Genomic DNA, 16,499 nt, shown 5'->3' with positions numbered 1-16,499 from the left:
GCCACCCGTCATCGCTACACCGCCCTTCTGCCGCGCCGTGACCGGCGCCAGCCGTAGATAAGACCGAAGAGCGCCACCAGGCCCGGCACCAGCACGATATTGATGAACTTCAGGCGCAGGCCGAGCGCGTCGATTTCGGCATTGAGCTGATGCTGCACCTCGCGCAGCTCCTTGCCGATGGCCAGCTTGCGCTGCAGGTACTGCTCGACCTCGCGTCGCTGCTCGGCATTGGACGACGAGGCACCACCGCTGGCCTTGGCCGGCTGCAACTCAGTGAGGCGTCGCTGGGTGTCGTACAGCTCGTTCTCCAGCTCGCGTTTCTTGGCCAGGAACTTCCGGTCCGCCACCGCCTGCAAGGCACGCACGCGGGTGAAGGGCCGTTGCAGGTTCGCACGCCCGCGAATGGAAAGCAGCGAGCTGGAACCGCCCAGGTTGTCCACCACGTTGGAGACGAAATCGCCGTTGTTCGCGAACGGCGTGAGCTGTTGCTGACCAAGCAGCAGCTGCACGTCGATCCACAGGCGATCGGACAGCAGATCGGTATCGCCCACCAGCACCACCTCACCCGGCGACGGCGCGACGGACAGGTGGCCGGCCTCTTTTCTTTCGGGGAACGCCGTGTGGAAGGTATCGCGCAGGCGGGCGGCGAGCACGTAGCGCTCGTGGGTGGGTTCGTAGCTTTCCAGCAACGACGATGGATCGCCCGATGATTCCCGCACGCTCTGCGCCGGCACCACGGAAGCATCGTCGGAGGTCTGGATCAGCGGCACCAGGCGCGCATGCGTATCCTGCGCCAGCTCGAAGAAACCCGCCGTGGACACGTTCACCCGCTGGAGGCTGGCCGTTACCACGTCATCGTGGTTCAGGTCCTGCGTACCCAGCCCGAGCATCGCCGGATGCACGACGTTGTTGCCGTTGAGCTCGATGGTGAGCGCCTGCGAACGGTCCAGCACCACCTTGGTCGGATCGTAGACCACGCCCCAGGCCGTGAACAGCCGGTGCAGGTCGGAGTTGTGATCGTCAGTGATGCCGTGCGAATCCACCAGCGGAGCGTTGTCCATCTCCGAGTCGGGGTCGACGAAGACCACCAGCCTGCCCCCGCGCAGCACGAACTGGTCGATCGCGTACTGGGCGTCGTCCGAAAGCCTCTTGGGATGAATCAGCAAGAGCACCTTGATGGCCGGATCGATACGCGTGAGCGACGACGCGTCGATCGTGGTGACATCCGCCAGCTGGTCCAGCTGACGCAGCACCGTCCACGGCTGCTCGCCCAGTACGGGGTTACCCTGCACCGGCAAGGTACTGATGATGCCCAGGCGCGGCTTCTTCGGCATGCCCAGCTCATAAAGCAGCTTGGCGATGTCGTATTCCACGAAGGCTTCGCGTGCCGGGTCGAAGAACGGAATCGCCTGCGGGGGCACCTCGCCCTGGCCACCCGTACCCACCAGCCCGAAGAACACCCGCTCGCCGTTGCTGCCACCCGTGGCCGGCGTGAGCCCGTAGCTCTCCGCCGCGTCCTCGTCGTCGGAATACGGCACGGGGTCGATCACCCTGAAGCGGATGCGGCCATGCGCCCGCACCGCCATCTCGCGCAGCATCTCCTGCACGCGCTGCTCGTAGCTGCGCAGCTGCGGAAGATCGCGGGTGGCGTGTTCGGAGAAATACAGGGTCACGGTGACCGGCTGGGTCAACGCATCCACGATTTTCAGCGTGCCCGGGGTAAGGGTGTAGATGCGGTCGGCGGTGAGGTCGATGCGCGCGGTGCGCAGCGACATCGAACTCACCCCGATGACCAGCAGGAAGGCCACGGCAACGCCCAGCAGGGCCAGCCTGAGCATGAAGGAACGCGAGATACGGATCGGCGACATGACTCAGCGCGTCCTCTTAAGGTCGAGGATGATCACGCTGGCACCCAGCCACGCCACGATGGTCGCGAAGAAGTAGACCAGGTCGCGCAGGTCCAGCACGCCACGCGCGATGGCGTTGGCATGTCGCGACAGGCTCACCTGGCCCAGCGCGCCGATCAGCTTCGGCGGCACCGAGTCCTGCAGGAAATCCAGCACCTGCGGCTGCCCGATCAGCAGCAGCACGAAACACACGCTGGCGGTAAGAATGAAGGCCACGATCTGACTGCGCGTGAGCGTGGACATGCAGGTGCCGATGGCAAGGAACGCGCCAGCCATGAGCCAGCTTCCTACGTACCCCGCAAGAATCACCCCGTTATCCGGATCACCGAGGTAGTTCACGGTGATCCACACGGGAAAGGTCAGCACCAGGCAGATGCCGATAAACACCCAGGCCGCCAGGAACTTGCCCAGCACCGCCTGCGAAATCGACACCGGCAACGAAAACAGCAGCTCCAGCGTGCCCGAGGCACGCTCTTCCGCCCACATCGGCATCGTCACCGCAGGCACCAGCACCAGGTAAAGCCACGGATGCATGTCGAAGAACGGCTGCAGGTCGGCCAGCCCGCGATCGTAGAAGTCGCCGGTATAGAAGGTGAGGAACCCGGCCATGACCAGGAAGATCACCATGAACACATAGGCCACGGGCGTCACGAAATACGCTGACAACTCACGACGCGTGATGGCAAGCACGGGGCTCATGCGTTACCCCCGCGCGGCGTCGTGGTGATCTGGCGGAACACCTCGTCGAGGCGCCCCCTCTCCAGTTGGATTTCCGACACTTCCAGGTTCTGCGTACGCAGCAAGGCCTGCACCTCTTCCATGATCGGCTGCCCCGGCTTGGGAAACACGGTCACACGCCCGTCGAGCGGATCGACCTCTACCATCGACACTCCGGGAATGCGTGCCAGCATCTCGCGCGACACCCCACTGCCCTGTGCGCTGAACGACACCGCCCCGTGATACCGCGAGCGAGCCTCCAGCTCCGCGGGGGTGGCGTCGGCCAGGAGCTTGCCGTTGGCGATGATCGCCACCCGATTGCACAGCGCGTGCACCTCTTCGAGCAGGTGCGTGGAAATAAGGATCGTGCGCTCGCGCGCCATGGCGTCGATCAGCATGCGCACGGAATGCTTCTGGTTGGGGTCCAGGCCATCGGTGGGTTCATCGAGCATCAGCACCGGCGGATCGTGCAGGATCGCCTGCGCCAGCCCCACGCGCCGGCGAAGGCCCTTGGACAGCGTACCGATGGTCTGCTCGAGGACATCCTCAAGCTCCAGCCGCATCACCACCTCGTCGAACCGGCGGAAGGCGACATCGCTGTCCAGCCCACGGACCCGCACCATGAAGAAAAGGAACTCCCGAACGGTCATCTCACCGTAGCTGGGCGCCCCTTCAGGCAGGTAGCCCAGCGCCCGCTTCGCTGCCAGCGGCTCCTTGCGCACATCGTGCCCGCAGACCCGCGCGGTGCCCGAGGTGGGCGTGAGAAACCCGGCAATCATGCGCATCGCGGTGGACTTGCCGGCACCGTTGGGGCCCAGCAGCCCGACCACTTGCCCAGGCTCGGCGCGCAGCGTCAGCGAATCGACCGCGGTCAGCGGGCCATAGCAACGGGTGAGTCGTTCGGTCTCGATCATTGCCCGCAGTGTAGCCAATGATGTGGGGTGTTCGCTTCGTAGGGTGGGCTCGCCTTGCGGCCTCGCGCTCGGCGCCTGTGGCGTGGCGGTGTAGAGGCGACGGGGGCGGCCCCGCCGCCTCTCCCCATCTCGCGGTGATCGTGCGGGAAACCTTTGAGCTACCGCCCCCCTGTAGGAGCGCGCCTGCGCGCGACCGGTCATCGCGAACATCATCATCGTTTCGATTCATCCGGTCGCGCGCAGGCGCGCTCCTACAGGGGACGCGTGCGAGGCCGCGAGGCGAGCCACCTGCGAAGCGGTGCCTCACCCGCGTAAAAAAAAGCCCCGGCCGAAGCCGGGGCTTTTCAGTTCCGCTACCGGACGCGAAAACTTACTTCGCGGCGGTGCTGGCCGGAGCCGGGGCGGTGCCCGCAGCGGCGGGAGCCGTGGACGAGGCGGCCGGGGCCGATTCTTCCAGGCCCGGCTGCTTCATGCCGGCTTCCTGTTCCGGGGTCTGGTCCGGGACGTTGTCGCCCTGCAGCGGGAGGTAGATCTCGAACTTCTGCTCGTCGTAACCCTCGATGGTGCCGTGGTTGTTCGTCGGCGCCTTCACCTGGATGTCGTACGGACGGAAGGTCACGTCGTCGAACTTGTAGCCGTGGGTCTGCGAGTAGGCAGCCAGCATCTGGCGGGTCTGCGGCAGGCCGGCACCGGTGCCGTTCCAGTCGGCCTTGAGCGCCTTGCCACCGAAGGCCAGCACGGCCTTGACGTTGCCATCGACGATCACGCGGCCGAGCTTGTCCTTGCTGCCCGGGGCGCTGTTGTCGGCGGCCGGGGCGGCGGCGGTCGAGGCTTCTGCCGGTGCGGCGGCGTCGAGCGCCGGACGCTGGGCGGCGGTCAGTTCGACATCCTGGCCGTTGATCTTCAGCGTGGTGGCGTCGATCTCGGCGGCCACGTCGAAGGTGTAGTTCTGGTCGCCCCAGTTGGTGGTGAACGTGATGCGCGGGCTCACGATGTTCACACCCAGCTTCTTGGCAGCCGCCTGGATTTCGGCCATGGCCTTGTCCGAAGCGGTGTCCACGTCATCGAGCGTACGCGGGGCGGTGGTCGAGACGAACAGGATCGGCTTGGCCGGCTGCTCGGCGATCGACGGGACCATCTTGCTGTAGTCGATGTTGGGGATGGCGGCCATGACGTTCTGGAGGTTCGTCAGGCTGAACTGGATCAGCGCATCGGGATCGCCATGGATGTAGAGGTTGGAGAAGCGGTCGACCAGGTTCCAGCCGTAGGCGACGTCATAGGACCAGTTCACCTTCACGAGCTTCTGGCTGCGGCCAGTGCGCTCGAGCTTGATGGTGAAGGTCTTGTCGTGGCCGCGCCAGTTGTTGTCCAGGTTCCATACGATCGTGCCCTTGCCAGCGTCGGTGACCTGAGCGAACGAGGGATCGATGGAGGCGATTTCGAGGGAGCCGTCGCCGATCTTCGGATCGGAAGCCTTCCAGGAAATCTTGGCACCCGGGCCGTAGGCCTTGCCAGAGAGCTCGAACTGCATCTTCGGATCGAAGGTGCGCAGCACGGTGTAATCAGGGAAGCGACGGAAGTTACTGAAAACGTCGTAAACCTGGCGCAAGTCCTTGCTGATGAGCATTTCGCGCTCGACGTGTCCCGTCGAGGGCATCGCGACGCCGACTACGACGCCGAGGACGGCGACGATGAGGATGGCGACAATAAATTCTAACAGACGCGTCATTCCACGGTTCTCCGAACGTCTTTGAACAGGCTCCACGCGCGGTTGTGGACACCGGCGGTCACCCCTGGCGAATCGGCCCGTGGCAGGGGTTCGCCCGCGCCGAAAGGACTGATGGTACTTGCTCGCGGCGGCGAACGCTATTGGGTCCCCTGCCCTTTTTTCCAAGCTGGCACAAGCCGATTTTCGGCCGGAGGGGTGAAGGGGGTCACGCTTCGGTCAGCTTGTGCTCAGACGATGCCCAGTTCCAGCGCCTTCAGCACCGCCCTGGTACGGTCGCGGACGCCCAGTTTGGACAGGATATTGGACACGTGGTTCTTCACCGTGCCCTCGGCGACGCGGAGGGAATTGGCGATTTCCTTGTTGCTGTAGCCGCCCGAGAGCAGGCGCAGGATCTCGGTTTCGCGCTCGGTGAGCGGGTCGGGCTGTTCCAGGCTGGTGAACTGGTTCTGGATGCGCCCCACCCCGGCCAGCAGGCGCTGGGTGACCATGGGCGCCACCAGTGAGCCGCCGGCGGCGACCGTACGCACGGCCTCCACCAGCTGGTCGAGCGAGACATCCTTCAGCAGGTAACCCCGGGCACCGGCCTTCAGGCCCGACAGCACCAGCTGGTCGTCGTCGAAGGTGGTGAGGATGATGGTCGGCGGCAGCTCGTTGCGGCCGCCCAGCGCCTGGAGCACTTCCAGGCCGCTCATGTTGGGCATGCGCAGGTCCAGCAGTACGACGTCAGGGCGCACCTGGGGAATCGTCTGTACGGCCTGGGCGCCGTCGGCACACTCGGCCACGACGCGGATGTCGCCAGCGAGGTCGAGCAGCGAGCGGATACCCTGGCGAACCAGGTTCTGGTCATCGACGAGACAGACGGAAATCATGATTGGCCCTCGGCAGGGGAGGAAAGTTTGGCATGGAGCGCCGGGTCGTGGTCATCCCCTGCGCCCATCTCGGGCCAGGGACGGAAGGGCGCATGGGCGAGGGTCTGCTCTTCGCCCAGCGGAAGCCGGGCCGTCAGCGCGAAGCCGCCGGTGGGTCCCAGGCGAAAATCGAGGCTGCCGTCGAACTCGGCCAGACGCTCGCGCATGCCGTTCAGGCCGTTGCCCGGGCGCAGCTGGCCGCTGCCGATCCCGTCGTCGCGGGCGTCGAGACACAGCTCGTCGGGACCGGTATGCCGGAAGGTAAGCCACAGGTTGCGTGCGTTGGCGTGGCGGACGGTGTTGGTCAGGATCTCCTGCACGCAGCGCAGCAGCATCTGCGCGCGACGCGGGTCCTCCACGCCGAAACGCTGGGGAATATCCAGGTGGACGGCCAGGCCGGGCACGCCTTCGGTGAGGCTGCGCAGGGCCTGGGTCAGGTCGATGGCATCGTCCTGGCGAAGCTCGCTCACCGCCTCGCGCACGTCGCCCAGCAGTTGCTTGGCCGTGCTCTGCGCCTTCAGCACGTGCTCGCGCGCCGTGTCGTTGGTGAGGTGGCTGGCCACTTCCAGGTTCAGGCTGAGCGCCGTGAGGTGGTGACCCACCAGGTCGTGCAGGTCGCGCGCGATGCGCATGCGCTCGGCGATACGGGTGGATTCGGCAAGCAGTGCGCGCGTGGCGCGCAGTTCGGAGTTCAGCCGACGCAGTTCCTCGCGCTCCTCGGCCTGCTGGTTGGCCACCATCGAGGTGATGAACATCAGCGCCGAGAAGCCGAAATACAGGCACGACTGCATCAGCGCCGCGAGGAAGGGCACGGGAAAACCCATGAATACAGGAATCAGCGCCACGTGGGCGAAGACCATCCAGGCCATGCCGACCGGCACGCTGACCAGCCAGGGCACTACGGAGGCCACGATGGTGAGCAGAAGGGCCGCCAGGCCGCTCTTGCTGATAACGCCGATCGCCAGCGCCGAGCCGGTGAGGATCAGCAGCACCGCCATGCGCGTAAGACCATCCACGCGCAGGCCCAGGTCGCGGGTGAACAGCCAGTAGACGAGGCCGAAGACGAGGTAGCACGCCGTCCACATCAGCAATGCGACGTCGCTGATCTGGCCCACGCCGTTGCCGGCACGCTGGATGGACAGCGGCAGGCCGACGCACAGGAAGACGAAGTACGTGGCGTACCTCAGAAGGCGGACATGGTTTAGCTGAACCTTGGACATGCCGGGCATCATAGGGCTTTGGCGCGGCACCGCCACCTGACGGATGGCACGGGACGGCCGTGGGCAAGCGCAGGCTTTACAACGGTTTTACATCTGCGCCCGCACACCCGCAGACCGGCCGGCATGGCATAATGGCGCGCATACGGCGGCCCGGGGGCCGCCATTCCCGGAACCACCTGCGGAGCATTGAATGGCCCCTGCCATCCGCGACGTGCGCGAGCACGATCTGGACGCCGTGCTGGCGCTGAACAACGCCGGCGACACCAGCATCCTCGCCATGGACGCTACCCGCCTGCGCCACCTGTACGACATCGCCGATTACTTCCGCGTGGCCGAACAGGACGGCCGCCTGCTCGGCTTCCTCATCGCCCTGCGCGAAAAAGCCACCTACGACAGTCCGAATTACCGCTGGTTCCAGTCCCATTACGACAGCTTCGTGTACATCGATCGCATCGTGATCGCCCACGAATCCCGCGGCCATGGGCTGGGCCGGATCTTCTATTGCGATGTACAGAGTTATGCCGAGGTACGTGTGCCGCTCCTGACCTGCGAAGTCTTCCTTGAACCCCGCAACGACCAGACCGTGCTGTTCCACGGCACCATGGGCTTCCAGGAAGTGGGCCAGCAGAAGATGGGCGAAGAGGGTCCGAAGGTGAGCCTGCTCGCCCGCGAACTGCCCAGTTTCCCCTTCGTGCGCGAGCGCTATCTCGAACACGGCGGGCTGCCCGACGTCGACTGGTTGCGCGGACGCGCGCGTCCCATCGACGGCAAGGGAGCCCACGCATGAATGCTCGTGCCGAATCCCTCGAAGCCGCCTGCGACCTGCGCTTCGGCCAGGTCGGTATCGCCTGCGTGCGCCTGCGCCGCGTCGATGCCGCCGCGCTGGTGGAAGAACTGGAGCGCCGCGTGCGCTCGGCACCGCAGATGTTCGCGCGCACGGCCGTGGTGCTCGATCTCTCCCACCTGCCCCGCCTGCCGGACGATGGCATGGTCGATGCCCTGCTGGAAGCCATCCGCAGCGCAGGCATGCTGCCGGTGGGCCTGGCCTACGGCACCAGCGAGACCGAAGCCCTGGCCGAGCGCATGGGCCTGCCGCTGATCGCCAAGTTCCGCGCCCAGTACGAGCCGGGCCACGCCGAGGCCGCCTCGTCGGCACCGCCGCCGGCGCCCCTGCGCGAAGAACCCGCGGCCACCCGCCAGGCGCCGCCGGCTTATGAACAGAACACGTCGTCCACGGCACAAAAGCACGTGGGCACGACCGTGCGCTCAGGCCAGCAGGTCTATGCGCGCGACCACGATCTCGTGGTGATGACCCCGGTGGCCAATGGCGCCGAGGTCATCGCCGACGGTTCCATCCATGTGTACGGACCGCTGCGCGGCCGGGCCATGGCGGGAGCCCAGGGGGACGAGACGGCACGCATCTTCTGCACCGACTTCCGCGCCGAACTGGTCGCGATCGCCGGGCATTACCGCGTGTTCGAGGACATCCCCAAGGAATTCGAGGGCCAGGCCGTGCAATGCTGGCTCGATAATGGAAAACTCATGATCGCGCGCCTCTGACGCCGGTCCAACGTTATTTTCGCGGAGACATCCTTTGACTGAAATCATCGTCGTCACCTCCGGCAAGGGCGGAGTCGGCAAGACCACCACCAGCGCCTCCCTCGCGACCGGACTCGCTATCGAAGGCAAGAAGGTCGCCGTCATCGACTTCGACGTCGGCCTGCGCAACCTCGACCTCATCATGGGCTGCGAGCGTCGCGTGGTGTACGACTTCGTCAACGTCGTGCACGGCGAGGCCACGCTCAAGCAGGCCCTCATCAAGGACAAGCGCTACGACACCCTCTACGTGCTGGCCGCGTCGCAGACCCGCGACAAGGACGCGCTCACGCAGGAAGGCGTGGAAAAGGTGCTGGATGAGCTCACCAAGGAAGGCTTCGACTTCGTCGTCTGCGATTCCCCGGCCGGTATCGAGAAGGGCGCCCACCTGGCGATGTACTTCGCCGACCACGCCGTGGTCGTGGTGAACCCGGAAGTGTCCTCCGTGCGCGACTCCGATCGCATCCTGGGCCTGCTTTCCAGCAAGACCCGCCGCGCGGAAAAGGGCGAAGCGGCCATCCAGCAGCACCTGCTGCTCACCCGCTACAACCCCAATCGCGTCGAAGCCGGCGAGATGCTCAGCGTGAAGGACGTCGAGGAAATCCTCGGCATCTCCGTCGTGGGTGTCATTCCCGAATCCGAGAACGTGCTGGCAGCGTCGAATGCCGGCGTGCCGGTGATCCTCGACGACAATTCCAATGCCGGCCACGCCTACAAGGACACTGTCGCCCGCATCCTCGGCCAGGAACGGCCGCTGCGGTTTATCGAGCCGACCAAGAAGGGCTTCTTCCAGCGCGTGTTCGGAGGCTGAACATGGGTATCCTCGATTTCCTGAAGCGCAAACCCGAACCGAGCGCAGGCGTCGCCAGAGAGCGCCTGCGCATCATCGTCGCCCAGGAGCGCTCGACGCGCGGCGGCCCCGACTACCTGCCGCTGCTGCGCAACGAGCTGCTGGAAGTGATCCGCAAGTACGTCAACGTCGACGTCGAGGCCGTGAACATCAACCTCGAACGCGACAGCGGTCACGAGGTGCTGGAACTATCGGTTGCCCTCCCCGAGGGCAAGCCCGGCGCATGAACGCTCCCGATCCCGCCGACGCGGTACTCCGCGTCGGCGACATCGGTTTCGACGAACCGCGTCACCTGCTTGCTTCGCACGGGCTCACGCTCGTTGCCATCGCCAACGGCGAGGCCATTCCCGGCAGCTACTGGGGCGACACCGAAGCCGGCATCATCGGCACCACGGTCTATGCCCGCGCGGATACGCCGGTGCACTCCCTGCTTCACGAAGCCTGCCACCTGATCGTGCTGCCGGACGACAAACGCGCGCTCGTCCATACCGACGCCACCGATTCCATCGAGGAAGAGGACGCCACCTGCTACCTGCAGATCGTGCTGGCGGGGCAGCTGCCTTCGGTGGGTTCTGTGCGGCTTATGGAAGACATGGACCGCTGGGGGTATACCTACCGGCTCGGTTCGACCCGTGCGTGGTTCGAGCAGGATGCCGTTGAGGCGCGTGAGTTTCTGCTTGCACGTGGGTTGCCTGTTTCGTAGGGGCGTGGCCGCCACAACCGACTGCACCGCGCCAGGTTCCAGCTTTCGCTGGAACGACGGTAGGTGGTGGGGACTTTCAGCTCGTCGTTCCTGTGAAAACAGGAACCCAGCGCCCCGGTTTGCCAGCACGGCGAGGGCGCCACATCGGCTTTGGCGTAGGGCACTCCCTCGCGACATCCCGCTGCACCGCGCTGGGTTCCAGCTTTCGCTGGAACGACGGTAGGTGGTAGGGACTTTCAGCTCGTCGTTCCTGTGAAAACAGGAACCCAGCGCCCCGGTCCACACCAGGGCGACCGCATCACATCGGCTCGTCCGCCTCGACCTCGGCAGCCACCGCCGTAGCGGCACCTGCCTTCGCCCGATCCACCCGACGGCGCTCCATCATCACGTACCACACCCACCCGGACATACCGAGCAGGCACAGGCCTGTGCCACCCAACGCCAGCACCAGCATGTCGTTCGACAGCATCGGCGACAGTACGCCGGCCACCAGGGCCGTGGTCATCAGGCTGCCGAAGGTCTGCACCGACGATGCGCCGCCGCGCTGCTCCGGGAAGCGATCGAGCAGGAGAATGGTGATGGTCGGGAACGCAATCTGCACACCGCAACCGTAAAGAGCGAGCGGCAGCGTCGTCCACGGCACCCGCGGATGGTCGAGCCCTACGGCCAGCACGATATTGAGCGCACAGGATGCCAGCATCGCCGCATAGCCCCAGCCCACCGTGCGAATGGCGCTCACCCGCCCCGCCACGCGTCCCGAGATGAAGGCACCGGTCACCATGCCCACCACCACCGGCACGAACAGCCACGGGAACCCATCGGCTCCCAGGTGGAGCACGTCGCGGATCAGGTGCGGTGCTGAAGCGATGTAAAGGAACAGACCGGAGAAGTTGATGGACCCCGCGATGGCCAGCGGCCAGAACGGCCGGTCGCTGAGGATATGCAGGTACTGCCGCATCAACGGGCGCGGACGGAAGATCGTGCGCCGCTCCACCGGATGCGATTCGTCGAGGTAGTACCAGGTGACGATCGTGAGCAGTACGGTGAAGCCGGACAGCGCCCAGAACATGCCACGCCAGCCGTCGAGGCCCAATAGCCACGCGCCCACGATAGGTGCGATGGCCGGCGCGATGCCGAAGATCATCATCACCTTCGACATCATCCGCTGAGCGTCTTCACCGTTCATCGTGTCGCGCACGACCGCGCGCCCCACGACGATACCGGCACCACCGCAGATGCCCTGAAGGATGCGACAGCCCAGCAGGAAACCGAAGCTCGGCGCCATGGCCGCACCCAGCGATGCCGCCGCATACACACCCATGGCAATCACGATCACCGGCTTGCGCCCATAGGCATCGGAGATGGCCCCATGGAACAGGCTCATCACGCCATAGGCGAGCAGGTAGACACTGAGCAGCTGCTGCAATGCCACCTCACCGACGCCGAACGTGCGCCCGATGTCCGGGAACCCCGGAAAGATGGCATCGATGGAGAACGGCCCGATCATCGTCAGGGCCGCGAGCAGGAGCGGCAGATAGCGCCGCGTATCGCGGGGCGCGGTAGTCATGCGACAGTGTTTCTGTACGGGGGCAGAAAATCAGTATAGCTTGAATCCGCAAGCACACCCTCGCCGTCTCGTGGCGAAAGGCAGATAATCGGGGACATCGATCCTCCTCGGGGGTAACGTGGGTTACACCGGATTCCTGGCCGTCGGCATCGGCGGCATACTCGGTTGCTGGCTGCGCTGGTGGCTGGCCGTGGTGTTCAACCCCATCTTTGCCGACGTGCCGGTGGGCACGCTCGCTGCCAACCTCACCGGCGGCCTGCTGATGGGCGTGGCCCTGGGCGTGTTCGACCACTTTCCGTCGCTGCCGCCGGAAATCCGCCTGCTGGTAGCCACCGGCTTCCTCGGCGGCCTCACCACCTTCTCCACTTTTTCCGCCGAAGCCGTGGGCCTGCTGTTGCGCCAGCAATATGCATGGTTTGCCGGCCACGTGGCATTGAACCTGTTCGGCTCGCTCATCATGACGATCGGCGGCCTCATGATCACACGCGGGGTACTCAGGCACTTCAGCTAGCGACACGCCGCGCGGGGCGGCACGAGGGCCAGACCGGAACTCAAGGACATGCACAACGATTCGTCTCTCAAGGCACGCGCACAATCCATCCTCGAACACGCAGGCGTCAGCATCGGCGGGCATCGTCCCACCGATATCGTCGTCCATGACGAACGCACCTATGCGCGCGTCTTCGCCCACGGCTCGCTGGGCCTCGGCGAGGCCTACATGGACGGCTGGTGGGATGCCGCCGACCTCCCCGGCTTCTTTACCCGGGTGCTGTCGTCCCATCTCGACCAGTCGCTGCGCACGCTCGACACCCTGCTGATGCACCTGAAGGCGCGCTTCGTGAACATGCAGCGCGGCGACCATGCCTGGGACGTGGGACGCCAGCACTACGACCTGGGCAATGATCTGTTCGAAGCCATGCTCGGCAAGCGCCTGGTGTATTCCTGCGCTTACTGGGCCGGGGCCGACAACCTCGACGACGCACAGGAAGCCAAGCTCGACCTGATCTGCCGCAAGCTCAAGCTGCGCCCGGGCCAGCACATCCTCGACATCGGCTGCGGCTGGGGCGAGGCACTGAAGTTCGCGGCCGAACGCTATGGGGTCAGCGGCGTGGGCGTCACCATCTCGAAGGAACAGGCCGCCTACGCACGCGAGCTGTGCAAAGGCCTGCCCATCGAGATCCGCCTGCAGGACTACCACGAACTCAACGAGCCTTTCGACGCCGTGCTCTCCGTGGGCATGTTCGAACACGTGGGCCAGAAAAACTACCGCAGCTGGTTCGAGGTGGCACGTCGCTGCCTGCGACCCGAAGGTCTCGCCCTGCTCCACTGCATCGGCAGCAACGGTCATCCCGGGCGCCCCGATCCCTGGATCGAGAAATACATCTTCCCCAACTCCCTGATCCCGGCCATGAGCCAGGTGGCGACCGCGCTGGAAGACCTGTTCGTCGTGGAGGACTGGCACAACTTCGGCCCGGACTACGACCGCACCCTCATGGCGTGGCTGGCGAATTTCAATGCTGCGTGGCCACGACTCAGCGACCGCTACGACGAGCGCTTCCGGCGCATGTGGCACTTCTACCTGGGCTGCTCGGCCGGCGTCTTCCGCAGCCGGCGCGACCAGCTCTGGCAGCTCACCCTTTCGCCCGACGGCGTGCCGGGCGGCTACCGCGTGCCGCGCTGACGACAGAACGACGACTTTCGCCCCGGTAGGGTCCGGGGATGGCCGGAGCATCGGAACAGCATGGCGGGGCGATCAGGGAGACGGATGTCCCCGCGCGGCTGGATCGGCTGCGCTGGGGACGCTTCCACACACTGGTGGTCGTCGCCCTGGGCATCACCTGGGTGCTCGACGGCCTGGAAGTGACCATCACCGGCTCCATCGCGGGCGCGCTGAAATCCAGCCCCGTGCTGCACCTGAGCGACGCGCAGGTGGGACTGGCCGGAAGTCTCTACCTCGTCGGTGCCGTGGTGGGGGCGTTGTTCTTCGGCTGGCTCACCGACCGCCTGGGCCGGAAGAAAGTGTTCACCCTCACGCTGGGCCTGTATCTCGCCGCCACCGCAGCCACTGCGCTGTCGCCCGACTACGCCACGTTCGTGATCTTCCGCCTGCTTACCGGCGCCGGTATCGGCGGTGAATACGCCGCGATCAATTCGGCCATCCAGGAGCTGATACCGGCCCGCTATCGCGGTCACACGGACCTGGTCATCAATGGCAGTTTCTGGATCGGTGCCGCCCTGGGGGCGCTGGGTGCCGTCGGGCTGCTCGACAACCCGCGGGTGCCTGCCGAGATCGGTTGGCGCCTCACCTTTGCCATGGGCGCCGTGCTCGGCCTGGGCATTCTCTTCCTGCGTCGCTGGATACCGGAAAGCCCTCGCTGGCTGATGTTGCACGGCCGGATCGCGGAGGCCAACGCCATCGTGGCCGATATCGAACGCCGCGTGCATGCCCCGCCACCACGCGAACCGCTGCCTGTATTGCGTCTGCATCCCCACGCGATCACGCTGGGCGACGTGGCGCGCACGCTGTTCCGGAAATATCCACGCCGCACGCTGCTCGGCGTGGTGCTGATGGCGACGCAGGCGTTTTTCTACAACGCCATCTTCTTCACCTACGCACTCGTGCTCGGCCGCTTCTATGGCGTGGCCGATGCCGACGTGGGCCTCTACCTGCTGCCGTTTGCCGCCGGCAACTTCCTCGGTCCCCTGCTGCTGGGCAGGCTTTTCGATACGTGGGGGCGCCGGCCCATGATCGCGCTGACCTATGCCTTGTCAGGCCTGTTGCTGCTCGTTACCGCCTGGCTGTTCGTGCACGGCCATCTCGATGCGCGCTCGCAGACCATCGCCTGGAGCGTGGTGTTCTTCTTCGCATCGGCGGCCGCCAGTTCGGCCTACCTCACCGTGAGCGAAAGCTTTCCGCTGGAATTGCGCGCCCTGGCGATCGCGCTGTTCTATGCCTTCGGCACTGCGCTTGGCGGCGTCGGCGGGCCCTGGCTGTTCGGTGTCCTGATCGGCAGCGGCGAGCGATTATCCATCGGCTGGGGCTACGTGCTGGGCGCGGCCCTCATGCTCATCGGTGCCGTGGCGGGCTGGCTACTTGGGATCGCGGCCGAGCGGCGATCCCTGGAGGACGTCGCCGCCCCCCTCGGGCGGGCGGACTGATTCGCGCAGGTGGCGTTTCACGAGGTCGCCGACGAAGTGCAGCGCAGGTCGCGCGTCGTCCATGCGAAAGGTGTGCAGGCTGGCGCCACTCCATTGCTTCAGCACCTCCGGCCAGCCCAGCACACGGCGTTTGCGCAGCGCACGCACCGAGGCAAGGTCGTGGTAAAGATCCACGCACCGCCTGCCCTCCGGATAGTGTCGCAGCGCACGAGTGACGGGCAGGCCGAGCGCATCCTGCCAGGCCATCTCGCACACGTTCACGCCATGGCGGGCGGCAAACTCCACATACGTCCAGGCACGCGTGTTCACTTCGAGGATGCGGAACTCGCCGTCGCGCGGATCGCGCTTGAACTCCGCGCTGAAGATGCCGCGGTAATGCAGCCCGTCGAGCAGGTGGCGCAGGTGATGCATCGCCGCAGGCACATCGGATAGCGGTACCGACGTACAACACGAACTGTTGCCGAAGTCCGGTGGCGACATGCGAACGCGGCGCCGTGCAAAAACACCGGCGTAGTCGCCATGCGTATCGCGGAAGCCGTCGATGAAGTAATGCTCGGTCGCAGGTCCCGGCACGTATTCCTGGGCCATCACGTCGAAACCCTGTGCATGCAGGCGCAGCCACGTGTCGTGCAGCTCATCGCGTCGCGTCACCCAGAGCCCCTTCACGCCGATCACGTCGCTGAAGCGCTGCGAGTTCACCGGCTTGACGAAGACACGATCCAGTTCCCCGAAAGGAATCCGCTCCACATCCGCCAGGGACGACAAACGATAGGTACGGGGATGCGGAATATCGGTCTTCGCCAAGTACGCCGCGAACGCCGACTTGTCCTGCAACAGGGCCTGCACGCCGCGCGTGGCGGTGCTCACCATGAAGCGATGTCCCAGCAGCGATTCGGCCAGCTCGGCCGCCCACAGGGCGGCATCGTCCGCGCCCGGAACGATCACGGCCTTTTCCAGCGGCATCGCATCCAGTGCGGCGTACGCCTGGGGACCCGGACGACCGTCCCACGGCTCGGCGCCGGGCGTGGGGCGGTACCAGCGCGAGTACGTGACCATATCCCCCGCGGGTGCCGCCACGTAGGCCGGAATATCCGCCATGCGCAGGCTGCGCAGGATGCCCAGCGCCGTCGGCCCGCGCGCCATCACGATTGCCGGAACCCTTCCGTTGTCCCATCCGTCCATTGTCGCCCCCGGCAAGGGCGCGGCGCCGGAATGGCGAGCCCTGCCCG

The 16,499-nt window shown here is 65.7% G+C and carries 16 protein-coding genes; 8 read left to right on the top strand and 8 right to left on the bottom strand.

Features of this window, described 5'->3' with window-relative positions:
- Positions 1–14: 14 nt before the first annotated feature.
- From HBF25_RS18470 to HBF25_RS18445, 6 genes are all read right to left on the bottom strand, one after another.
- Positions 15–1,868: a GldG family protein gene (locus HBF25_RS18470; protein WP_166951128.1), complete on the bottom strand. Its 1,854-nt coding sequence runs from the start codon at positions 1,866–1,868 to the stop codon at positions 15–17.
- 3 nt (positions 1,869–1,871) lie between these two features.
- Positions 1,872–2,606, bottom strand: coding sequence for an ABC transporter permease subunit (locus tag HBF25_RS18465; protein ID WP_166951126.1), 735 nt, complete (start codon positions 2,604–2,606; stop codon positions 1,872–1,874).
- A complete protein-coding gene (locus HBF25_RS18460) occupies positions 2,603–3,538 on the bottom strand; it encodes an ABC transporter ATP-binding protein (RefSeq protein WP_166951124.1) in 936 nt (311 codons plus the stop codon). The genes HBF25_RS18465 and HBF25_RS18460 overlap by 4 nt, the downstream gene beginning before the upstream one ends.
- A gap of 370 nt (positions 3,539–3,908) precedes the next feature.
- A complete protein-coding gene (locus HBF25_RS18455; RefSeq protein WP_166951122.1) occupies positions 3,909–5,267 on the bottom strand; it encodes an SRPBCC family protein in 1,359 nt (452 codons plus the stop codon).
- Positions 5,268–5,494: 227 nt separating this feature from the next.
- On the bottom strand, positions 5,495–6,136 hold the full coding sequence (locus tag HBF25_RS18450; RefSeq protein ID WP_144915358.1) for a response regulator: 642 nt from the start codon (positions 6,134–6,136) through the stop codon (positions 5,495–5,497).
- Positions 6,133–7,395 (bottom strand): sensor histidine kinase, encoded by a 1,263-nt coding sequence (locus HBF25_RS18445; RefSeq protein ID WP_166951120.1) that lies wholly within the window; start codon positions 7,393–7,395, stop codon positions 6,133–6,135. Before HBF25_RS18445 ends, HBF25_RS18450 begins: the two co-directional genes overlap by 4 nt.
- A 190-nt stretch (positions 7,396–7,585) precedes the next feature.
- Here HBF25_RS18445 and HBF25_RS18440 point away from each other — a divergent pair, with 190 nt between their 5' ends.
- From HBF25_RS18440 to HBF25_RS18420, 5 genes are read left to right on the top strand one after another with little or no spacing between them, the layout of a single operon-like run.
- Entirely contained in the window at positions 7,586–8,182 is a 597-nt protein-coding gene (locus HBF25_RS18440; protein ID WP_166951118.1) for a GNAT family N-acetyltransferase, read from the top strand.
- Complete coding sequence (gene minC, locus HBF25_RS18435) at positions 8,179–8,955, top strand: septum site-determining protein MinC (RefSeq protein ID WP_166951116.1); 777 nt, start codon at positions 8,179–8,181, stop codon at positions 8,953–8,955. The genes HBF25_RS18440 and minC overlap by 4 nt, the downstream gene beginning before the upstream one ends.
- Before the next feature lie 34 nt (positions 8,956–8,989).
- Entirely contained in the window at positions 8,990–9,802 is an 813-nt protein-coding gene (gene minD, locus HBF25_RS18430; protein ID WP_166951114.1) for a septum site-determining protein MinD, read from the top strand.
- A 2-nt stretch (positions 9,803–9,804) separates the two neighbouring features.
- A complete protein-coding gene (gene minE / locus HBF25_RS18425) occupies positions 9,805–10,068 on the top strand; it encodes a cell division topological specificity factor MinE (RefSeq protein WP_166951112.1) in 264 nt (87 codons plus the stop codon).
- The gene (locus HBF25_RS18420; RefSeq protein ID WP_166951109.1) at positions 10,065–10,544 is read left to right on the top strand and encodes a hypothetical protein; all 480 of its coding nucleotides are present in this window, start codon (positions 10,065–10,067) and stop codon (positions 10,542–10,544) included. The genes minE and HBF25_RS18420 overlap by 4 nt, the downstream gene beginning before the upstream one ends.
- 298 nt (positions 10,545–10,842) lie before the next feature.
- Here the strand turns inward: HBF25_RS18420 and HBF25_RS18415 are convergent, their stop codons facing one another.
- Complete coding sequence (locus HBF25_RS18415) at positions 10,843–12,111, bottom strand: multidrug effflux MFS transporter (RefSeq protein ID WP_166951107.1); 1,269 nt, start codon at positions 12,109–12,111, stop codon at positions 10,843–10,845.
- Positions 12,112–12,229: 118 nt separating this feature from the next.
- Between HBF25_RS18415 and crcB the strand changes: the two genes are divergently transcribed.
- Genes crcB through HBF25_RS18400 form a run of 3 tightly spaced genes read left to right on the top strand, consistent with a single transcriptional unit; the run spans position 12,230 to position 15,270 of the window.
- Positions 12,230–12,622, top strand: a complete 393-nt coding sequence (gene crcB, locus HBF25_RS18410) for a fluoride efflux transporter CrcB (protein WP_166951105.1) — start codon at positions 12,230–12,232, stop codon at positions 12,620–12,622.
- Between the two features lie 48 nt (positions 12,623–12,670).
- Positions 12,671–13,792, top strand: coding sequence for a cyclopropane fatty acyl phospholipid synthase (gene cfa / locus HBF25_RS18405; protein ID WP_166951103.1), 1,122 nt, complete (start codon positions 12,671–12,673; stop codon positions 13,790–13,792).
- A gap of 38 nt (positions 13,793–13,830) precedes the next feature.
- Entirely contained in the window at positions 13,831–15,270 is a 1,440-nt protein-coding gene (locus tag HBF25_RS18400) for an MFS transporter (RefSeq protein WP_166951102.1), read from the top strand.
- On the opposite strand, the gene HBF25_RS18395 is transcribed toward HBF25_RS18400, so the two are convergent.
- The gene (locus tag HBF25_RS18395) at positions 15,202–16,413 is read right to left on the bottom strand and encodes a carboxylate--amine ligase (protein WP_166951100.1); all 1,212 of its coding nucleotides are present in this window, start codon (positions 16,411–16,413) and stop codon (positions 15,202–15,204) included. The genes HBF25_RS18400 and HBF25_RS18395 overlap by 69 nt on opposite strands.
- Positions 16,414–16,499 lie beyond the last annotated feature (86 nt).

The organism is Luteibacter anthropi (assembly GCF_011759365.1).
Classification (GTDB): Bacteria; Pseudomonadota; Gammaproteobacteria; order Xanthomonadales; family Rhodanobacteraceae; genus Luteibacter; species Luteibacter anthropi.
This window is presented reverse-complemented; position numbering and strand designations above follow the sequence as displayed.

Excerpts from the sequence above, each read along its gene's own strand:
- HBF25_RS18455 (WP_166951122.1), bottom strand. The coding sequence starts at position 5,267 with ATGACGCGTCTGTTAGAATTTATTGTCGCCATCCTCATCGTCGCCGTC.
- HBF25_RS18395 (WP_166951100.1), bottom strand. The coding sequence starts at position 16,413 with ATGGCGCGCGGGCCGACGGCGCTGGGCATCCTGCGCAGCCTGCGCATG.
- HBF25_RS18470 (WP_166951128.1), bottom strand. The coding sequence starts at position 1,868 with ATGTCGCCGATCCGTATCTCGCGTTCCTTCATGCTCAGGCTGGCCCTG.
- cfa (WP_166951103.1), top strand. The coding sequence starts at position 12,671 with ATGCACAACGATTCGTCTCTCAAGGCACGCGCACAATCCATCCTCGAA.
- HBF25_RS18415 (WP_166951107.1), bottom strand. The coding sequence starts at position 12,111 with ATGACTACCGCGCCCCGCGATACGCGGCGCTATCTGCCGCTCCTGCTC.
- HBF25_RS18445 (WP_166951120.1), bottom strand. The coding sequence starts at position 7,395 with ATGTCCAAGGTTCAGCTAAACCATGTCCGCCTTCTGAGGTACGCCACG.
- HBF25_RS18460 (WP_166951124.1), bottom strand. The coding sequence starts at position 3,538 with ATGATCGAGACCGAACGACTCACCCGTTGCTATGGCCCGCTGACCGCG.
- HBF25_RS18450 (WP_144915358.1), bottom strand. The coding sequence starts at position 6,136 with ATGATTTCCGTCTGTCTCGTCGATGACCAGAACCTGGTTCGCCAGGGT.
- HBF25_RS18420 (WP_166951109.1), top strand. The coding sequence starts at position 10,065 with ATGAACGCTCCCGATCCCGCCGACGCGGTACTCCGCGTCGGCGACATC.
- HBF25_RS18440 (WP_166951118.1), top strand. The coding sequence starts at position 7,586 with ATGGCCCCTGCCATCCGCGACGTGCGCGAGCACGATCTGGACGCCGTG.
- minC (WP_166951116.1), top strand. The coding sequence starts at position 8,179 with ATGAATGCTCGTGCCGAATCCCTCGAAGCCGCCTGCGACCTGCGCTTC.
- HBF25_RS18400 (WP_166951102.1), top strand. The coding sequence starts at position 13,831 with ATGGCCGGAGCATCGGAACAGCATGGCGGGGCGATCAGGGAGACGGAT.
- minE (WP_166951112.1), top strand. The coding sequence starts at position 9,805 with ATGGGTATCCTCGATTTCCTGAAGCGCAAACCCGAACCGAGCGCAGGC.
- HBF25_RS18465 (WP_166951126.1), bottom strand. The coding sequence starts at position 2,606 with ATGAGCCCCGTGCTTGCCATCACGCGTCGTGAGTTGTCAGCGTATTTC.